Source organism: Brachybacterium sp. SW0106-09 (genome assembly GCF_001293905.1).
GTDB classification, from domain to species: Bacteria; Actinomycetota; Actinomycetes; order Actinomycetales; family Dermabacteraceae; genus Brachybacterium; species Brachybacterium conglomeratum.
On sequence record NZ_BCAK01000011.1, the window covers coordinates 1 to 15700 of the forward strand.

At 70.9% G+C, this 15700-nt stretch carries 13 protein-coding genes and 2 tRNA genes; 9 read left to right on the top strand and 6 right to left on the bottom strand.

Translation table 11 applies throughout. The features are described from left to right. Window positions 1-213: 213 nt before the first annotated feature. On the bottom strand, window positions 214-1569 hold the full coding sequence (locus Y09_RS06320; RefSeq protein WP_053916971.1) for an MFS transporter: 1356 nt from the start codon (window positions 1567-1569) through the stop codon (window positions 214-216). A 143-nt stretch (window positions 1570-1712) separates the two neighbouring features. On the opposite strand from Y09_RS06320, the gene Y09_RS06325 reads away from it, so the two are divergent. From Y09_RS06325 to Y09_RS06350, 6 genes are read left to right on the top strand one after another with little or no spacing between them, the layout of a single operon-like run. Next, complete coding sequence (locus Y09_RS06325; protein ID WP_053917089.1) at window positions 1713-4640, top strand: Na+/H+ antiporter subunit A; 2928 nt, start codon at window positions 1713-1715, stop codon at window positions 4638-4640. Then, on the top strand, window positions 4624-5274 hold the full coding sequence (locus Y09_RS06330) for a Na(+)/H(+) antiporter subunit C (protein ID WP_053916972.1): 651 nt from the start codon (window positions 4624-4626) through the stop codon (window positions 5272-5274). The genes Y09_RS06325 and Y09_RS06330 overlap by 17 nt, the downstream gene beginning before the upstream one ends. Before the next feature lie 2 nt (window positions 5275-5276). Next, window positions 5277-6854: a Na+/H+ antiporter subunit D gene (locus Y09_RS06335; RefSeq protein WP_053916973.1), complete on the top strand. Its 1578-nt coding sequence runs from the start codon at window positions 5277-5279 to the stop codon at window positions 6852-6854. Then, window positions 6851-7390, top strand: a complete 540-nt coding sequence (locus Y09_RS06340) for a Na+/H+ antiporter subunit E (RefSeq protein ID WP_053916974.1) — start codon at window positions 6851-6853, stop codon at window positions 7388-7390. Before Y09_RS06335 ends, Y09_RS06340 begins: the two co-directional genes overlap by 4 nt. Continuing rightward, complete coding sequence (locus Y09_RS06345) at window positions 7387-8025, top strand: monovalent cation/H+ antiporter complex subunit F (protein ID WP_053916975.1); 639 nt, start codon at window positions 7387-7389, stop codon at window positions 8023-8025. Before Y09_RS06340 ends, Y09_RS06345 begins: the two co-directional genes overlap by 4 nt. Continuing rightward, window positions 8022-8612: a monovalent cation/H(+) antiporter subunit G gene (locus Y09_RS06350; RefSeq protein WP_053916976.1), complete on the top strand. Its 591-nt coding sequence runs from the start codon at window positions 8022-8024 to the stop codon at window positions 8610-8612. Before Y09_RS06345 ends, Y09_RS06350 begins: the two co-directional genes overlap by 4 nt. A 107-nt stretch (window positions 8613-8719) precedes the next feature. Here the strand turns inward: Y09_RS06350 and Y09_RS06355 are convergent, their stop codons facing one another. Further along, on the bottom strand, window positions 8720-10393 hold the full coding sequence (locus Y09_RS06355; RefSeq protein WP_082358664.1) for a formate--tetrahydrofolate ligase: 1674 nt from the start codon (window positions 10391-10393) through the stop codon (window positions 8720-8722). A gap of 388 nt (window positions 10394-10781) precedes the next feature. Here Y09_RS06355 and Y09_RS17650 point away from each other — a divergent pair, with 388 nt between their 5' ends. Together Y09_RS17650 and Y09_RS17655 are read left to right on the top strand one after the other, a co-directional pair. Then, window positions 10782-11144: an MFS transporter gene (locus Y09_RS17650; RefSeq protein ID WP_053916978.1), complete on the top strand. Its 363-nt coding sequence runs from the start codon at window positions 10782-10784 to the stop codon at window positions 11142-11144. Between the two features lie 157 nt (window positions 11145-11301). Continuing rightward, window positions 11302-11817, top strand: a complete 516-nt coding sequence (locus Y09_RS17655; protein WP_053916979.1) for an AAA family ATPase — start codon at window positions 11302-11304, stop codon at window positions 11815-11817. Window positions 11818-12119: 302 nt separating this feature from the next. Here the strand turns inward: Y09_RS17655 and Y09_RS06370 are convergent, their stop codons facing one another. Further along, window positions 12120-13061 carry a GlxA family transcriptional regulator gene (locus Y09_RS06370; protein ID WP_053916980.1) on the bottom strand — a complete coding sequence of 314 codons (942 nt, stop codon included), beginning with the start codon at window positions 13059-13061 and terminating at the stop codon, window positions 12120-12122. Between the two features lie 107 nt (window positions 13062-13168). Between Y09_RS06370 and Y09_RS06375 the strand changes: the two genes are divergently transcribed. Then, a complete protein-coding gene (locus Y09_RS06375; RefSeq protein ID WP_027020518.1) occupies window positions 13169-13480 on the top strand; it encodes a putative quinol monooxygenase in 312 nt (103 codons plus the stop codon). Between the two features lie 709 nt (window positions 13481-14189). On the opposite strand, the gene Y09_RS06380 is transcribed toward Y09_RS06375, so the two are convergent. The 3 genes from Y09_RS06380 to Y09_RS06390 all read right to left on the bottom strand — a co-directional run bounded on the left by Y09_RS06380 (window position 14190) and on the right by Y09_RS06390 (window position 15632). Beyond that, window positions 14190-14265, bottom strand: a tRNA-Phe gene (locus Y09_RS06380). 196 nt (window positions 14266-14461) lie between these two features. After that, on the bottom strand, window positions 14462-15484 hold the full coding sequence (locus Y09_RS06385; RefSeq protein ID WP_053916981.1) for an NADP-dependent oxidoreductase: 1023 nt from the start codon (window positions 15482-15484) through the stop codon (window positions 14462-14464). Between the two features lie 74 nt (window positions 15485-15558). Next, window positions 15559-15632 (bottom strand) — tRNA-Asp (locus Y09_RS06390). Between the last annotated feature and the right edge of the window lie 68 nt (window positions 15633-15700).

Below are 15700 nucleotides of genomic sequence, written 5' to 3' on the forward strand. Positions count from 1 at the left end.
AGGTCCTGGCTGACAGTGCACTGACCGCTTGACACCGCCCATATGGCATAGAGGAACGCCACACGCCACGACCTGACCATCGCCCGCCGCCGTCTCCGGGGTGAGCGGCCCGAACCGCACGCACCGCTCCCGTGAGGCGTCGGGGCGAGCAGGCGCCTGGGCGGGACGGAGTCCGGGGCGGGCAGGCGTCGCGGAGCTCAGGGGCTGGGGAGGTCAGGCGCCGGCGGAGGGGGTCTCGACGCGTGAGTCGGCGGTCGAGGCGGCGCGGCCCGCCGCCCCCAGCCGGATCGGCAGGAACGCCGCCAGGCCCAGCGCCGTCACGATCACGATCCCGAGGATCCCGGTGCGGGTCTCGCCGGAGAGCGCGACCGTCGCGGCGAAGGCCGCGGTGCCGAGGAACCCGAGCGCCCGGCCCGTCGTCGCGTAGAGGCCGAAGTTCTCCGTCTCCCGGCCCGGGAGCGAGAGCCGGGTGAGCAGGTTCCGCGAGGCGGACTGCACGGGGCCGACGAACAGGCAGATCGCCAGGCCCGCGACCCAGTACACGATCGTCGGCTCGAAGGCGAGCACCACCAGGCCCAGCACGATGATGCCGGCGCAGCCGGCGATGATCACGGGGCGGGGGCCGACGCGGTCGTCGACCCTCCCGCCGAGGAACACCCCGACGCCGGCGACGAGGTTCGCGGCGATGCCGAAGACGATGATCTCCACCGCCCCGAAGCCGTAGGCGTTCGCGGCGAGGACGCCCGCGATCGAGAACACGGCGCCGAGTCCGTCGCGGTAGATCGCGGAGGCGACCAGGTACTGGAGCATCACCGGCTCCTCCTTCACCGCCCGGAGCACGCGGCGGATGATCGAGGCGTAGCCCTGCCAGGGGTTCCAGCGCTCGCCGGGCGCGGTGGCCGGGTGGCGCGGGGCGCGCAGCATCAGCGGGAGCGTCCCGATGAGGATCCACAGCGCCACGAACAGGGGGATCGCCCGGTAGTTCCAGCCGTCCTCGCCCGTGATCCCCAGCATTCCCGTCCCCGGCATCACGAAGAGCACCAGCACCAGGCCCAGGCACACGATCGAGCCCCAGTAGCCGACCGCCCAGGCGGTCCCCGAGACCCGCCCCCGGTTCTCGGGGGTGGAGATCTCCGGCAGCACCGAGTTCACGAACACGCCGGCGAGCTCGCTGAACACGACCGCGAGCGCGATCAGCACTGCTCCGAGGGCGAGGTAGTCGGAGTCGAGCCTCACCAGCGGCATCAGCGCGACGGTCGCCACGGTGGCGAGCGTCGTGATCCGCAGCAGGGCGTTGCGGGCGCCGCCGGAGTCGGCGAGGTTGCCCAGCAGCGGGGCGAGCAGCGCGACGGCGACAGCGCCGATCGACTGCCAGGTGGTCAGCACCTGCGAGCCGTGGGCCTGCGCGGCGGTGATCGCCTCCTCGCCGACCGCGCCCTCGGAGGCGACGCCGCTGGCCACGTAGGTGGCGAAGACGAAGGTGAGGATCACGGAGCTGAAAGCGGACATGCCGCCGTCCCACAGTGCGAAGGGGACGACCGGGGGACGGAGCCGTCGGGGCGAGGTCATGGCCACACTCTACGGAGCGACGGGCCCCGTGCCGTGGGCCCCGCCCGCTGTGAGATCAGTGGAGGCCCGGGAACGGAGCCGCCCCCTCCCGTAGGATGGCACCTGGCCCTTTCCCCGCGCCGGACGGAGATTCCGTGTTCACGATGCTGCTCGCCCACATGGTGGCGGCACTCGTGGCTCCCCTCCTCGTCCGCTGGATCGGGCGCAGCGCGTTCTACCCCCTGGCGGTGGTGCCCGCCGCCTCCGCCGTGTGGCTGGCGACCTTCGATCCGCGCTCCCTCGGGGAGGCGCCGGTCGAGGTGTCCGTCCCCTGGATCCCCGCCTTCGGGATCGACCTCGCCTTCCGCCTGGACACCCTCAGCTGGGTGCTCGGCCTGATCGCCACCGGCATCGGGGCGATGGTGCTGCTGTACTGCGCGCGCTACTTCAAGGACTCCGAGCCGGGGCTGGGCCGCTTCGCCGGCGTGCTCACCGCCTTCGCCGGCGCGATGGTGGGTCTGGTCCTGGCCGACGACGTCATGGTGATCTACACCTTCTGGGAGCTCACCACCGTCTTCTCCTATCTGCTGGTGGGCCACTACCAGGACAAGCAGGCCTCTCGCCGTGCGGCGCTGAACGCCCTGATCTCCACCACCGCCGGCGGCCTGGCGATGCTGGTGGGCATGCTGATGGTCGCCGCCGAGGCGGGCACCCTGCGCCTGTCCGAGATCGTCGCGGACCCGATGTGGACCGAGGCAGGCCCCTTCCTGATCACCGCCATGGTGCTCATGCTCGCGGGCGCGACCAGCAAGTCCGCGCTCGTGCCGACCCACTTCTGGCTCCCCGGCGCGATGGCGGCCCCGACCCCGGTCTCCGCCTACCTGCACGCCGCGGCGATGGTGAAGGCGGGCATCTACCTGATCCTCCGCATGGCGCCGGCGCTGACCCACCTCGAGGTGATCACGGTCGTCCTGGCGGTGCTCGGCGCGGCGACGATGCTGCTCGGCGGCTGGCGCGCGCTGCGGCAGACCGACATCAAGCTGCTGCTCGCCTACGGCACCGTCTCCCAGCTCGGATTCCTCGCCGCCGTCACGGGCCTGGCCACTCACGACGCGGTGCTCGCGGGGCTCGCGATGCTGATCGCCCATGCGCTGTTCAAGGCACCGCTGTTCATGGTCGTGGGCATCATCGACAAGCGGTTCGGCACCCGCGACCTGCGCATCCTCTCCGGCGTGGGCCGGGTAGCGCCCGTCCTCGCCGTGATCGGCACGCTCTCGGCGGCCTCGATGGCCGCGGTCCCGCCGCTGTACGGCTTCGTCGCCAAGGAGTCGATCTACTCGGCGCTCTGGTACGCGGGTGGCTGGCAGCGCCTGCTCCTGATCGCGCTGGTCGCCGGCTCCGTCCTCACCGTCGCCTACTCCTGGCGCTTCGTGCGCGGTGCCTTCGGCCCGGCACCCGGCGCCCCCCGCGTCGCCGCCGTGCGGATCACCCCGCTGTACTGGCTCGCGCCCGCGCTGATCACCGCAGCGTCCCTCGCCCTGATCGTGCTGACCTCGCCGCTGGAGGAGGTGCTGCGCACCTACGCCTCGGTGCTCCCGGAGACGGGGGAGGGGATCCACCTGGTGGTCGTCCCGCACCTGGGAGTGCCGCTGCTCGCCTCGGCGATCACCCTCGGCCTGGGCATCGTCCTGTGCCTGATCCCGCGGCCCGTGGCGCTGCTCCAGAAGGCGGTCTCCCCGTTGACCTGGGCACCCGAGCGGGCGCTGGACGTGCTCGACGCCGAGCGCGGCTTCCGCCGCATCCTGCGCACGGTCGACAAGCTCTCGATCATCATCACGCCCCTGTTCCAGCGGGGCTCGCTGCCCTACACCCTGGGCACGATGCTCGTGGTGCTGCTGGCGCTGGTGGCCCCGGTCGCGCTGACCCAGTCGCCGCTGCCGGACAACCTGGTGCTCTTCCAGCACCCGGTCGAGCTGATCGTCCTGCCCGTCGCGGCGCTCACCGCGATCGGCGCCGCGCGCTCCCGGCGCCGTCTGCGGGCGGTCTTCCTGATCACCGTCACCGGCTACAGCGTGGCCGTGCTCTTCCTGGTCGCGGGCGCTCCCGACGTCGCCACCACCCAGGTGCTGGTCGAGACCGCGATGACCGTCGTGCTCGTGCTCGTGCTGCGCCGTCTGCCGCTGCACTTCTCGCGCCGGCCGCTGCGGATCGGCGCCTGGGGCCGATGGGCGATCGCGATCTCGACCGCGCTCGTGCTGTGCGGCGGCACCCTGTATGCGGCCGACGCCCGCTACCGCGAAGCGCTCGGCAAGGGACTGATCGAGCCTGCCTACGAGATCGGCGGCGGCCACAACGTCGTCAACGTGACCCTGGTCGACGCCCGCGTCTGGGACACGATGGGCGAGATCTCCGTGCTGCTCGTGGTCGCCACCGGCGTCGCCTCGCTGATCTTCGTGACCCGGCGCGAGCGGCCCATCGCCCGCGTGCGCGACCTCGACGCCTCGCGCACCTCGATCTGGCGCCGTCGCGCGGACCCGGCCCTGCCGCAGAACGCGCTCGACTTCGATGCGCGCCCCGATGACGTCGCGGGCGGCAACCGCTGGCGCACCTGGCTCTCGGCCGGGCTGACCCTCGCGCCCGAGCGGCGGATGGTGATCCTGGAGGTCATCACCCGCATCGCCTTCCCGATGATGATGATGTTCTCCGTGTACCTGCTGATGGCCGGTCACAACCTGCCCGGCGGCGGATTCGCCGGAGGTCTCGTCGCGGGGCTGGCCCTCGCGGTGCGCTATCTCGCCGGGGGCCGCTACGAGCTCACCGAGGCCGCCCCGGTCCAGGCCGGCTTCGTGCTCGGCACCGGCATGGCCCTCGCGGTGATCTCCGGGGTGCTGCCCCTCCTCGTCGGCGGCAACGTCTTCTCCCAGGCGACGCCCGTGGTGCACGTGCCGCTGCTGGGCGAGCTGCACTTCCCGACAGCGCTGCTGTTCGACCTGGGCGTGTACCTCGTGGTGGTCGGCGTGATGCTCGACTTCCTGCGCTCCCTCGGCGCCCAGATCGACCAGCAGCAGGAGGCCGATGTCGATGCCCGTTAGCCTCGCCCTCCTCCTGACCGCCGGGGTGCTGATCGCCTGCGGCATCTATCTCGTGCTCGAGCGCACGCTGACCCGCATCATGCTCGGCTTCGTCCTCGCCGGGAACGGCGTGAACCTGCTGTTCATCGTCGCCGCCGGACCGATCGGGACCCCGCCCTTCGAGGGCAGCGGCGACCCCGAGCAGATGACCGATCCGCTGCCCTTCGCGATGGTGCTCACCGCGATCGTGATCTCGCTGGGCATCACCGCCTTCGGCATGGCGCTCGCGTACCGGGCCTGGCAGCTGTTCGGCCACGACGAGGTCCCCGACGACGTCGAGGACCGGCGCGTGCTGCGCCGTCGTCGGCGTCGCAGCGAGGACGCGGAGCGGCTGCCCTGGTCGCAGGCTCTCAGCGAGGAGGCGCGGCGCGGCGCGCTCGCCCAGTCCCAGGGGCTGGACGACGAGGACGACGACCCGCTGGGCTCGGACCTCACCAGCGCCGAGGACGTCCCCCAGGACGCGACGGAGGCCGACGAGGGCGACGCCGACTCGCTGCGCGAGAGCGCGCGCCGCCGCCGCGAGCACCGCCGCGGGGAGGCCGTGGCGCTGCGCCACGAGATCCGCGACCGCACGAGCGACGAGGAGGACATCTGAGCATGGAGCTCCTCCTCGCCCTGCCCGTGATGCTGCCGCTCGTCGGCGCCGCGATCACGCTGCTGCTGCGCCACCACACCCGGCTGCAGCTCGGCCTCGCGGTGATCACGCTGCTGGCGATCTTCGCGATCGCGCTGGTGCTGGCCTGGCACGTCACCCAGGAGGGCGTGCTGGTCCTGCAGATCGGCAACTGGACCCCGCAGCTGGGGATCGTGCTGGTCGCGGACCGCCTGACAGCGCTGATGCTGACCGTCTCGAGCTTCGTCACCCTCGCGGTGCTCGTCTACTCGAGCGCGCAGAGCGTGAGCGAGAACGTCGAGCGGACGCCGGTGGCGATCTACCACCCCACCTACCTCACCCTCGTCGCGGGCGTGTCCATGGCGTTCCTCGCCGGGGACCTGTTCAACCTCTACGTCGGCTTCGAGGTGCTGCTGGCCTCGAGCTACGTGCTGCTCACCCTCGGCGGCTCCGCGAGCCGCGTCCGCGCCGCGACCACCTATGTGATCGTCTCGGTGCTCAGCTCGGTGATCTTCCTGTCCGCGATCGCGGCGATCTACGCCGCCGCCGGTACCGTGAACCTGGCCGAGCTGGCGGTGCGGCTGGACGGGCTCGAGCCCGGCACCCGCATGATCCTGGAGCTGATGCTGCTGGTCGCCTTCGCGATCAAGGCCGCGATCTTCCCGCTGAGCGCCTGGCTGCCCGACTCGTACCCGACCGCACCCGCGCCGGTCACCGCGGTCTTCGCGGGGCTGCTCACGAAGGTCGGCATCTACGCGATCCTGCGCCTGGAGACGCTGCTGTTCCCCTTCTCGCAGATCTCGAACCTGCTGCTGGCCGCGGCCGGGCTGAGCCTGTTCATCGGGATCCTGGGCGCCGTCGCGCAGACGGACCTCAAGCGCGTGCTGTCCTTCACCCTGGTCTCCCACATGGGCTACATGCTGTTCGGCATCGGCATGGTCACCCAGCTCGGCATGGCCGCGACGATCTATTACGTCGCCCACCACATCACTGTGCAGTCCACGCTGTTCCTCGCCGCCGGGCTGATCGAGCACCGCGGCGGGACCACCAACCTCATCCGGCTCGGCGGACTCCAGAAGCTCGCCCCGCTCATCGCGGTGCTCTTCTTCATCCCCGCGATGAACCTCGCCGGCATCCCGCCGTTCTCCGGCTTCATCGGCAAGGTCGGCCTGATCGAGGCCGGCATCGCCTATGACAACACCGCCGGGTGGATCCTCATCGCCGTCAGCGTCATCACCAGCCTGCTGACCCTGTACGCGATCGCGAAGATCTGGAACCGCGCCTTCTGGCAGGAGCCGAGCGAGGAGATCATCGCCCGGGACGTGCCGATGCCGAAGGTGATGACCGGCGCGACCACCGCCATGATCGCCTTCTCCCTGGCGCTGACCGTCTTCGCGGGCCCGCTGATGAACTACGCCGACGAGGCCGCGCACTCGGTCCTGCAGCGCACCCCCTACGTGGGTGCGGTGCTCGGTGACGAGGCGGCCGGGGACCTGCGCTACCGGATCGACGACCAGGGCCAGCGGATCGAGGACGGCGTGATCGCGGAGGTGGACGGATGATCTCGCGACGGTTCCGCGACCTGCGCCGCTCCTGGCTGTGGGTGCTCACGGCCGTGGCCCTGTGGTGCCTGCTGTGGGGCGGGGTCGACCTGAAGAACGTGCTCGGCGGCGCCCTGGTGGCCGTGCTCGTCTTCGTGCTCTTCCCGATGCCGCCCACCGGCCACGAGCTGACCCTGCGCCCGGTGCGCTTCACCCTCTTCGTGCTGCGCTTCCTGACCGACTGCGCGATCTCGGCGGTGCAGGTGGGCTGGTTCGCGGTGCGTCCCGGCCCGCAGCCCCCGAGCTCCGTGATCGCGGTGCAGATGGCCTCCCGCTCGGACTTCTTCCTGACCTTCACGGGCGTGCTGTGCACCCTGATCCCGGGCTCGGTCGTGGTCGAGGCGCAGCGCGCCACCGGCACCCTCTTCCTGCACACCTTCAACGCGGGCACCCCGGAGGCCGTGGAGAAGGCCCGTGAGAGCGTGCGGGCGCAGGAGGAGCGTCTGCTGTGGGCCGTCGGCCGTCGCGAGATCCTCGAGGAGGCGGGTCTGCGATGAGCGCCTTCGACGTCGTCCTGGTGGTCTACGCCACGATCCTCGCCCTCGCCGGCCTCGCGATCGTGTACCGCATGATCGTGGGCCCCACCATCCTGGACCGTGCGATCTCGAGCGACTCCCTGGTCACCCTCGTGGTGATGGGCCTGGCGCTCCACGTGGCGCACTCCGGCGCGGCCTGGGCGGGGCCCGCGATGCTGAGCCTGACCGGGCTCGCCTTCGTCGGCACCGTGACCTTCGCGCGCTTCGTCGCGCGGGAGGACCCGATGCAGGGCCGGCGCCGCCCCCATCCCCAGGAGCCCGACGCGGACACCGGGCCGCACGAGGCGATCCACCTCGAGACCGACTCGGCCTCCGAGGACGGCTTCGCCACCGAGGGCGGCTTCGTCTCCGAGGACGGCTTCGTCGGCGAGGACGGGTTCGGTCAAGAGGCCGGCACGGTCGCCGAGGACGGTGCCCTCGCGCCCGATGACGGGCACGCCCGTGTGCTCGGGGCGGCGGACGCGTCGGAGCAGGCCGACGACGGCTCCGAGAAGGGCTTCGGCCTCGACGGCACGGCGGACGGCTCCGACGCGGGCGACCGGGGCTTCGAGGACGACGACCGGCTCGCGGACGGTCCGACGGGAGGTGCACGATGAGCGCGGTCGAGATCATCGCGTCGGTGCTGATCGGCGCCGGACTCCTGCTGGGCGTCCTCTCCGCGATCGGGCTGAACCGCTTCGACGGGGTGCTGATGCGCATCCACGCCGCCTCCAAGCCGCAGGTGCTCGGCCTGATCCTGGTCTTCGCCGGGGCGGCGCTGGCCGCGAGGTCGTGGAGCGTCGCGGCGTTCCTGCTGGTCGTGCTGCTCGCGCAGATGCTCACCGTCCCCGTCGCGAGCGCGATGGTGGGGCGCGCCGCCTTCCGCCGCGGCTTCGTGCGCGGCGGCGACTACGCGATCGACGAGCTCAGCGAGCGGCTCGCCACCCCGTCCGACGACGATGACGACGAGGACGGCTTCGTCGACGAGCCGGACGACGACCACGAGGACCTGCACGGGGGCGGCCATGAGCTGTTCCCCGAGAACGTCGTCACGGACACCGTCGCGCCCCTCACCGGACGGAACTGGGAGGAGCCGGAGGGCGGCGCCGCGGACGTCGAGGACGAGGACGGGCTGGACATCGACCTCGACGACGAGACCGAGCTCGAGGCCGAGGAGGTCGCCGAGCGCGACGAGCGGCGCTGACCGGCGACACCGACGACGACGCCCGTGCCCGCGATCACCGGGCACGGGCGTCGTCGTGCGGGGGAGCGGGGGTCCGGGACGCTCGGCGCGTCCCGGACCGGCCGGGCTCAGAACAGGCCGATGGACTCCCCGGTCTCGGTCACGCCCATGCGCAGGGCGGCTGGCTCCTTGGGAAGTCCCGGCATCGTCATGATCGCGCCGGTGAGCGCGACGACGAAGCCCGCTCCAATCTTCGGCACCAGATCGCGCACGTGCAGCACGTGCCCGGTCGGGGCGCCGAGCGCGGAGGGATCGTCGGAGAACGAGTACTGCGTCTTCGCCACGCACACCGGCAGGGTGTCCCAGCCGTTGCGCCTCAGCATCTGCAGCTGCGCCGGGGCGCGGTCCTCGAAGACCACGTCCTCGGCGCCGTAGACCTCGCGGGCGAGGGTGCGCAGGGACTCCTCGATACCGTCGGCGGGGTCGTAGAGGTGGTGGAAGTCGGGCTCGTCCTGCTCGATCGCGGCGAGGACCTGCTCGGCGACGGCGCGGCCTCCCTCGCCGCCCTTCGCCCACACCTCGGACAGCGCGGCGCGGAAGCCCTGCTCCTGCGCCCAGCCGAGGACCGCCTCGAGCTCGGCCTCGGTGTCGGTGGGGAAGCGGTTCAGCGCGATCACCGGCTCGAGGCCGAACTTGCGCAGGTTCTCGACGTGGCGGGCGAGGTTCTCGGTGCCGCGCATCGCGGCCTCGACGTCCTCGGTCGCCAGATCGGTCCTGGCGACGCCGCCGTGCATCTTCAGCGCGCGCACCGTGCCGACCACGACCGCGGCGTCGGGGGCGAGACCGCCCACCCGCGACTTGATGTCCAGGAACTTCTCCGCCCCGAGGTCGGAGCCGAAGCCCGCCTCGGTGACGGTGATATCCGCGAGCGAGAGCGCGAGCCGGGTCGCGGCCAGCGAGTTGCAGCCGTGGGCGATATTCGCGAAGGGGCCGCCGTGCACGAGCGCGGGGGTGCCGCCGAGGGTCTGGACCAGGTTCGGCAGCAGCGCGTCCTTGAGCAGCATCGTGATCGCGCCGCCCACCTCGAGGTCCTCGACGGTGACGGGCCTGCGGTCGTAGGTGAAGCCCACGACGATCCGGTCGATCCGCTCCTGCAGGTCCTTCAGATCCGTGGCCAGGCACAGCACGGCCATGATCTCGGAGGCGACGACGATGTCGAAGCCGTCCTCGCGCGGGACGCCCTGGGCGGCGCCGCCCAGGCCGATCACGGTCCTGCGCAGGGCGCGGTCGTTGACGTCGACCACGCGCTTCCACTGGATGCGGCGTGGGTCGATGCCCAGCGCATTGCCCTGGTGGATGTGGTTGTCCACGAGGGCGGCGAGGGTGTTGTTCGCGATCTGGATCGCGTGGAAGTCACCCGTGAAGTGGAGGTTGATGTCCTCCATCGGCACCACCTGGGCGTGGCCGCCGCCGGTCGCACCGCCCTTGATGCCCATGATCGGGCCGAGCGCGGGCTCGCGCAGCGCGACCATGGTGCGGTGGCCCATCAGCGAGAACGCGTCGGCCAGGCCCACGGTCGTGGTGGACTTGCCCTCGCCGGCCGGGGTCGGGGACATCGCCGAGACCAGCACCAGGCGCCCCTGCTTCCCGCTCGGGGTCATCTGGCGCACATCCACCTTGGCCTTGTAGGAGCCGTAGGGCACGAGCGCCTCCCCGGGCACGCCCGCGCGCTCGGCGATCTCGGTGATGGGTTCCAGGGTCGCCGCCTGGGCGATGGCGAGATCAGGGTTGTCGGCTGACATCATCGTCCTCCACTTCGTGGTCTCACACCCGGGCATCGGCGTCCGGGCAGGGTCGTGGCCCACCTTACGGGGCAGATCCTGGGCATATGCCGCCCCTTCGTCGGATGGACGTCGCCCGGTCCTCGCGCCGCTGCGCGACGGCCCGACCGCCCTGTCGGCCCGTTCGCCGCGCGTCGTCCCCGAGCGGTGTGACCGACCAGCCGCCCGGCGGCCGGGGACATGGGGACCTCCGGCTCTCGCCGTCCGACAAGCGCTGTGGGAGGTTCGGCCGACGACACAGCGCACGATCCCCGCCAGGGACCGCTCCCGATGCCGGCGCGCAGCAGCGAGGCATGTCCGAGGAGCGATCTCCGCCCGCGGCTCGGTGCCCGGAGGGAAGGAACCCGACATGGCGAGCGAGGGCGCAGCCGCACCGCGCACCACCGACATCCTGACCAGGCGGAGGATCCTCGGCTGCGCGATGGGCGACGTCGCCGACAACGTCGCCTTCCAGATGACCTCCCTGTACCTCATGGTCTACATGACGGGCATCGCCGGGGTCTCCGCGGGGATCGCGGGCGCGATCTACGGCGTGACGAAGGTGTGGGCGGGCGTGACCGATCTCGTCGCCGGCAACACCGTCGGCCGCCGGGAGACGAAGCACGGCCGCCTGCGGCCGTGGATCCTCGGCGTCAGCCCGCTGCTGCCGATCGCCCTGGTCGGGCTGTTCACCTCCCCGGCCGGGCTCGCGCCGATGGCGACCGTGGCGTGAATCCTGCTCTTCGACGCCGCGTTCCAGCTGTTCTACTCCTTCGTGAACATCCCCTACGGCTCGCTCTCCGCGGCGATGACCGAACTCCACCGACCGCTCCCGCCTCGCGGGCGCCCGTTCCATCGGTGGTGCGGTCACGGGCGTCGCGCTCTCGCTCGTGCTTTCCCCGCAGTTCGAGGACACCGGGGCCGACGGGATTCGGCTCAAGTTCACCATTCCGACCGTCGTGCTCGCCGTGGCGGCGCTCGCCCTGTACTGGGTCTACTTCGCCGAGGTGGTGGGCCTGGTCAAGGGCTTCGGCGCCGTGGTGCTGGGCCGCGACGCGACCGCGATCCTCGGCTCGATGCGCGGCGCTGTGCACATCCGCATCATCGGCGACACCGAGGACCGCATCGAGCGGGCCATGCGGGACCACAGCCTCCCGCGCGAGGTCGCCGAGCAGCGCCAGGTGTGCGAGGACCGGATGCGTCCGCGCATGTCCCGCCGCCTCATGCACTGGGAGCCAACGGACGAGGGTCGCTACCACCTCATCATCGACTCGACCCGGATATCGCTGGACGAGGCGGTCGAGGAGAACGTCGCCGCCGTCGAGGCCGAACGGGAGATGGTCGACCTGGACGTCCCGCCGGAGGAGCGGAGCGAGGGTTCGCCCGGGGACGACGCGCGGGACTGACGTCAGATGAGGGAGGGGCGGGGCGCGGACCGGTGACGGCCGGCGCCCCGCTTCGTCGCGGTCCCGCCCGTGTTGGGTGACCGGCCTCCTGCCCCAGCGCAAAGGGGCTCTTCCCAGATGAGGGTGTAGGTCGGCGGGGCGCGTCGGTCCGCAGATAGACGTCGAGATCTCCCGACGATGGAGGTTCCTACGCCATCCATCCGAAAGACCTCGACGTGACCGACGCTACCCCGCCGGCCGGCTTTTGCTGAGAGGTGGTTCCAGTCGAGCACTAGCACACCGGCTACAGGCATTGCGATAGGTCAGGAACGGCGTCGCTCCCTACGCAGGAGGGAGCGCAGAGTCTCGGCGTTCGCGTATCCGACCCTTAGCGCGATCTCGGCGGAGGTGAGGTCCGTGGTTGCTGAGAGGTGCTGAGCTCGTTCGATGCGAAGCCGTTGGACGAAGCCGAGCGGAGTGAGGTTGAGCGCCGCACGGACTCGTCGTTCGAGGGTGCGCCGGCTGGTGCCGAGCGACTGCGCGACGAAGGCGACGTTGAACGGTTCGTCCAGGCGGGCGCGCACGAAGCGTTCGAACTCGACGACGATCGGGTCCTCGTGCCGGAGATGTTCGTAGGCGACGAAGGCCGCCTGCGACGGGCGCTCGTCGATGATGAGGAGCTTGGCGACATGTTGGGCCAGGTCGGGGCTGATCGATCGCACGAGTGAGAGCGCGAGGTCGATGTGGGCGAACGCGGCGCCGGCGGTGACGAGGTTCCCGTCGACCACGACCATGGTGTCGAGATCGAGGGCGACGGTCGGATAGCGCTTCAGGAACTCCGGCCCCAGGAACCAGCTGGTCGTCGCCCGCCGATGATGCATCCGTCCGGTCTCGGCGACAGCGAACACGCCGGTGCACGCCGCGGCGATCCGGGTGGTCGCCTCGTCGAGGCGCCCGAGCGAGGCGATGACCGAACGAGCATCTCGGCTCTGGAGGACGTCGTTGGTAGCGGCGGCCGTAAGGGTTCCAAGCGCAGGGACGACGACCACGTCGAACTCTCCGGACTCCGACAGCGGCTGGTCCACCGACAGGGTCATCGATGCCGTCGTGGTCACTCGCCGTTTCGGTCCGAGGATGGCGAGTTCGATCGGGTCGATCCGCGGGTCGACATCGCCGCGAGCTCCGTCGGCCACCCGGACGATGTCGATGACCGACGCGACAGCCGAACCGAAGCAGCCGTCGATCGCGATCAGTCCGATACGCATGACGTAAACAATAGCAATACTGCCGTATACGCCACTCCCCATCGGCCCTCGCTCGTCATACGCTGAACTCGTCCCACGAAGAACCCCGACACCTAGGAGAGTCCCTCATGTCCACACCCGCATCACTTCCGTATGCCTTCGTCGCCAAGATCGTCGCGGCCGATGGACAGCACGACGCGCTCGCCGATCTGCTCGCCGGCGCTGTCGCACTCGCCAACGAAGAAGTAGGAACGATTGTCTGGTTCGCGGTCAGGACCCACGCCGACACCTTCTGGATCTTCGATGCATTCCCCGACGAGGCCGCTCGCGACGCCCACGCCAACGGCGCCATCGTCGCAGCCCTGATGGCCAACCAGCACCTCCTCAGCGCAGCACCCGAGATCCTGGCGGCCGACGTCCTCGCGTCCAAGCTCCCGTAGTCCGCCAACGCACGAGACGATCGCGCCCCGCCGAGCCGTCGCTAGGTCGCGACGCAACGCCATGCTGCGTTGCCGAGCGGTGCGAGGCCTATCGGCACACGGACAGAACCGGCCGCGAGCGCTCAGCCGGCGAGGGGTCCGTCGCAGAGGAGAGCGACGTCGGTGTCGGGCAGAGCCGTGAGGCCAGCGCATCGCGCGACCACCAGAACCGAACCGTCCCTGACCTGCGTTTCCGCAGGTCAGGGGCGGTTCGCCGGAGCCGCCTGTCGGAATCGAACCGACGACCTCATCACGTCGGCTTTGCGTCTATCGCTTGATGCGCCCACTGGGCGAAAGAGCCGCTGACCTGCGCAAACGCCGAGCGTGGCGGACGCCGCCATCCGGTGGTGACCGACGACGACCGACCAGTACCGACCGTTTCACCGGAGCTTGCGGCGGCGTCGAAGCCGAGCAAGCTCCATTCCTTTAGCTCACCGCGCCCTCCTCCTCGCCGGTCCCGTCATCGTCGAAGACGTTTCAGGGGTCTTCAGCAATAGAATGGTCAGTCAGCCTGACTTTCGGACGCGGGGGCGCCATCGGGCGTCATGTCGGTCGTATGCCGCCGTGCCGAAGCGGAGCAGTCTCAAGGTGGAGAAGCTGGGGGGCGAGAGTCCCGGCGGACAGTACCGAGCAACGACGAAGCCCCCTGGCGGACCAGGGGGCTTCGTGGTGGTGGCTCCGACCGGCGTCGATCCGGTGACCTTTCGATTTTCAGTCGAACGCTCTACCAACTGAGCTACAGAGCCGTGGTCGTCGTGACGACCGAGGACAAGCGTAACAGCCCCTGCGCGGTGGTGCGCACCGGATGCGCCCCGGTGAGAGGCAGACCACGGCGACGGGTCCGGGGCTCGGGGTGCACAGGCCCGAGCCTGTCCGCAGCCGAAACGCCTCCGTCTCCACCCCGACCCGCCCGGCAGCCCCGGCGCGGGTCGGGCGTGCGAGTCAGGACGGCGTGATCAGCGCCTTGCCGAGGTTATCGCCGCGCAGCATCCCGACGAACGCCTCCGGCGCCCTGTCCAGCCCGACGGTGACGTCCTCGCGATAGCGCACCTCGCCGGCGGTGACCCAGGCGCCCATCTCGCGCTGGAAGTCCTCGAACATCGTCGGCGCGAACTCGCGCTGGATGAAGCCGCGCAGGGTCAGGCTCTTGGCCAGCACCTGGCCCATCAGGGCGCCGCTGCGGTCGGGCCCCTCGGGCAGTGAGGTGGCGTTGTAGTTCGCGGCGAGCCCGCACACGGGCACGCGCGCGAACTCGTTCAGCAGCGGCAGCACTGCGTCCCAGACCGCGCCGCCCACGTTCTCGAAGTACACGTCGATGCCGTCCGGCGCCGCCGCGGCGAGCCGGCCCGGCAGGTCCGGGGCGCGGTGGTCGAGCGCCGCGTCGACGCCGAGCTCCTCGAGCAGCGCGATCTTCCGCTCGCCGCCGGCGATCGCGATCGTGCGGGCACCGCGCAGGCGGGCGATCTGCGCGACCGCGGAGCCGACGGGACCGGCCGCCGCGGCGACGGCGAGGGTCTCCCCGGGCTGCACCTTCCCGATCGCGGTGAGACCCGCATAGGCGGTGAAGCCGGGCATGCCGAGCACGCCGAGGGCGGTGGTGACCGGCGCGGCCGCGGGATCGAGGCGGCGCAGCCCAGCGACCTCCTCGACGCTGTACTCCTGCCAGCCGCCGTAGCCGAGGACCACGTCGCCCGGGGCGAGGGAGTCGTCGGCGGAGTCGACGACCTCCGAGACGGTGCCGCCGACGATCACGTCGCCGACCTCCATCGGAGCGGCGTAGGACTTCGCATCGTTCATCCGGCCGCGCACGTACGGATCCAGGGAGATGTGCAGCGTGCGCAGCAGCGCCTCGCCCGGACCGGGGGAGGGAACGGGTGCGGTGTCGTGGAGGAAGTCGGAGGGGACCGGCTCGCCGTGCGGGCGGGAGGCGAGGCGGATCCGGCGGTTCTGCAGTTCGGTGCTCATGCCTCGAGCGTATGCAGATCCGCAAGGGGCACGAAGAAAGCCCCGGAGCGATGCTCCGGGGCCTTCTCGAGGGGCGACCCTGACCGGGCTTGAACCGGCGACCTCCGCCGTGACAGGGCGGCACTCTAACCAACTGAGCTACAGGGCCTCTCGTGTCTTCCGGCTTCTCGCCTTTCGACTCGAATAACTCTACCGGAGGTTCTGGGCTCTCACGAC

What these genes read in the sequence shown, in the direction of transcription:
- Y09_RS06350 (WP_053916976.1), top strand. Translation starts at nt 8,022, where the DNA reads ATGAGCGCGGTCGAGATCATCGCGTCGGTGCTGATCGGCGCCGGACTC.
- Y09_RS06340 (WP_053916974.1), top strand. Translation starts at nt 6,851, where the DNA reads ATGATCTCGCGACGGTTCCGCGACCTGCGCCGCTCCTGGCTGTGGGTG.
- Y09_RS17650 (WP_053916978.1), top strand. Translation starts at nt 10,782, where the DNA reads ATGGCGAGCGAGGGCGCAGCCGCACCGCGCACCACCGACATCCTGACC.
- Y09_RS06330 (WP_053916972.1), top strand. Translation starts at nt 4,624, where the DNA reads ATGTCGATGCCCGTTAGCCTCGCCCTCCTCCTGACCGCCGGGGTGCTG.
- Y09_RS06335 (WP_053916973.1), top strand. Translation starts at nt 5,277, where the DNA reads ATGGAGCTCCTCCTCGCCCTGCCCGTGATGCTGCCGCTCGTCGGCGCC.
- Y09_RS06325 (WP_053917089.1), top strand. Translation starts at nt 1,713, where the DNA reads ATGCTGCTCGCCCACATGGTGGCGGCACTCGTGGCTCCCCTCCTCGTC.
- Y09_RS06355 (WP_082358664.1), bottom strand. Translation starts at nt 10,393, where the DNA reads ATGTCAGCCGACAACCCTGATCTCGCCATCGCCCAGGCGGCGACCCTG.
- Y09_RS06370 (WP_053916980.1), bottom strand. Translation starts at nt 13,061, where the DNA reads ATGCGTATCGGACTGATCGCGATCGACGGCTGCTTCGGTTCGGCTGTC.
- Y09_RS06345 (WP_053916975.1), top strand. Translation starts at nt 7,387, where the DNA reads ATGAGCGCCTTCGACGTCGTCCTGGTGGTCTACGCCACGATCCTCGCC.
- Y09_RS06320 (WP_053916971.1), bottom strand. Translation starts at nt 1,569, where the DNA reads ATGACCTCGCCCCGACGGCTCCGTCCCCCGGTCGTCCCCTTCGCACTG.
- Y09_RS06385 (WP_053916981.1), bottom strand. Translation starts at nt 15,484, where the DNA reads ATGAGCACCGAACTGCAGAACCGCCGGATCCGCCTCGCCTCCCGCCCG.
- Y09_RS06375 (WP_027020518.1), top strand. Translation starts at nt 13,169, where the DNA reads ATGTCCACACCCGCATCACTTCCGTATGCCTTCGTCGCCAAGATCGTC.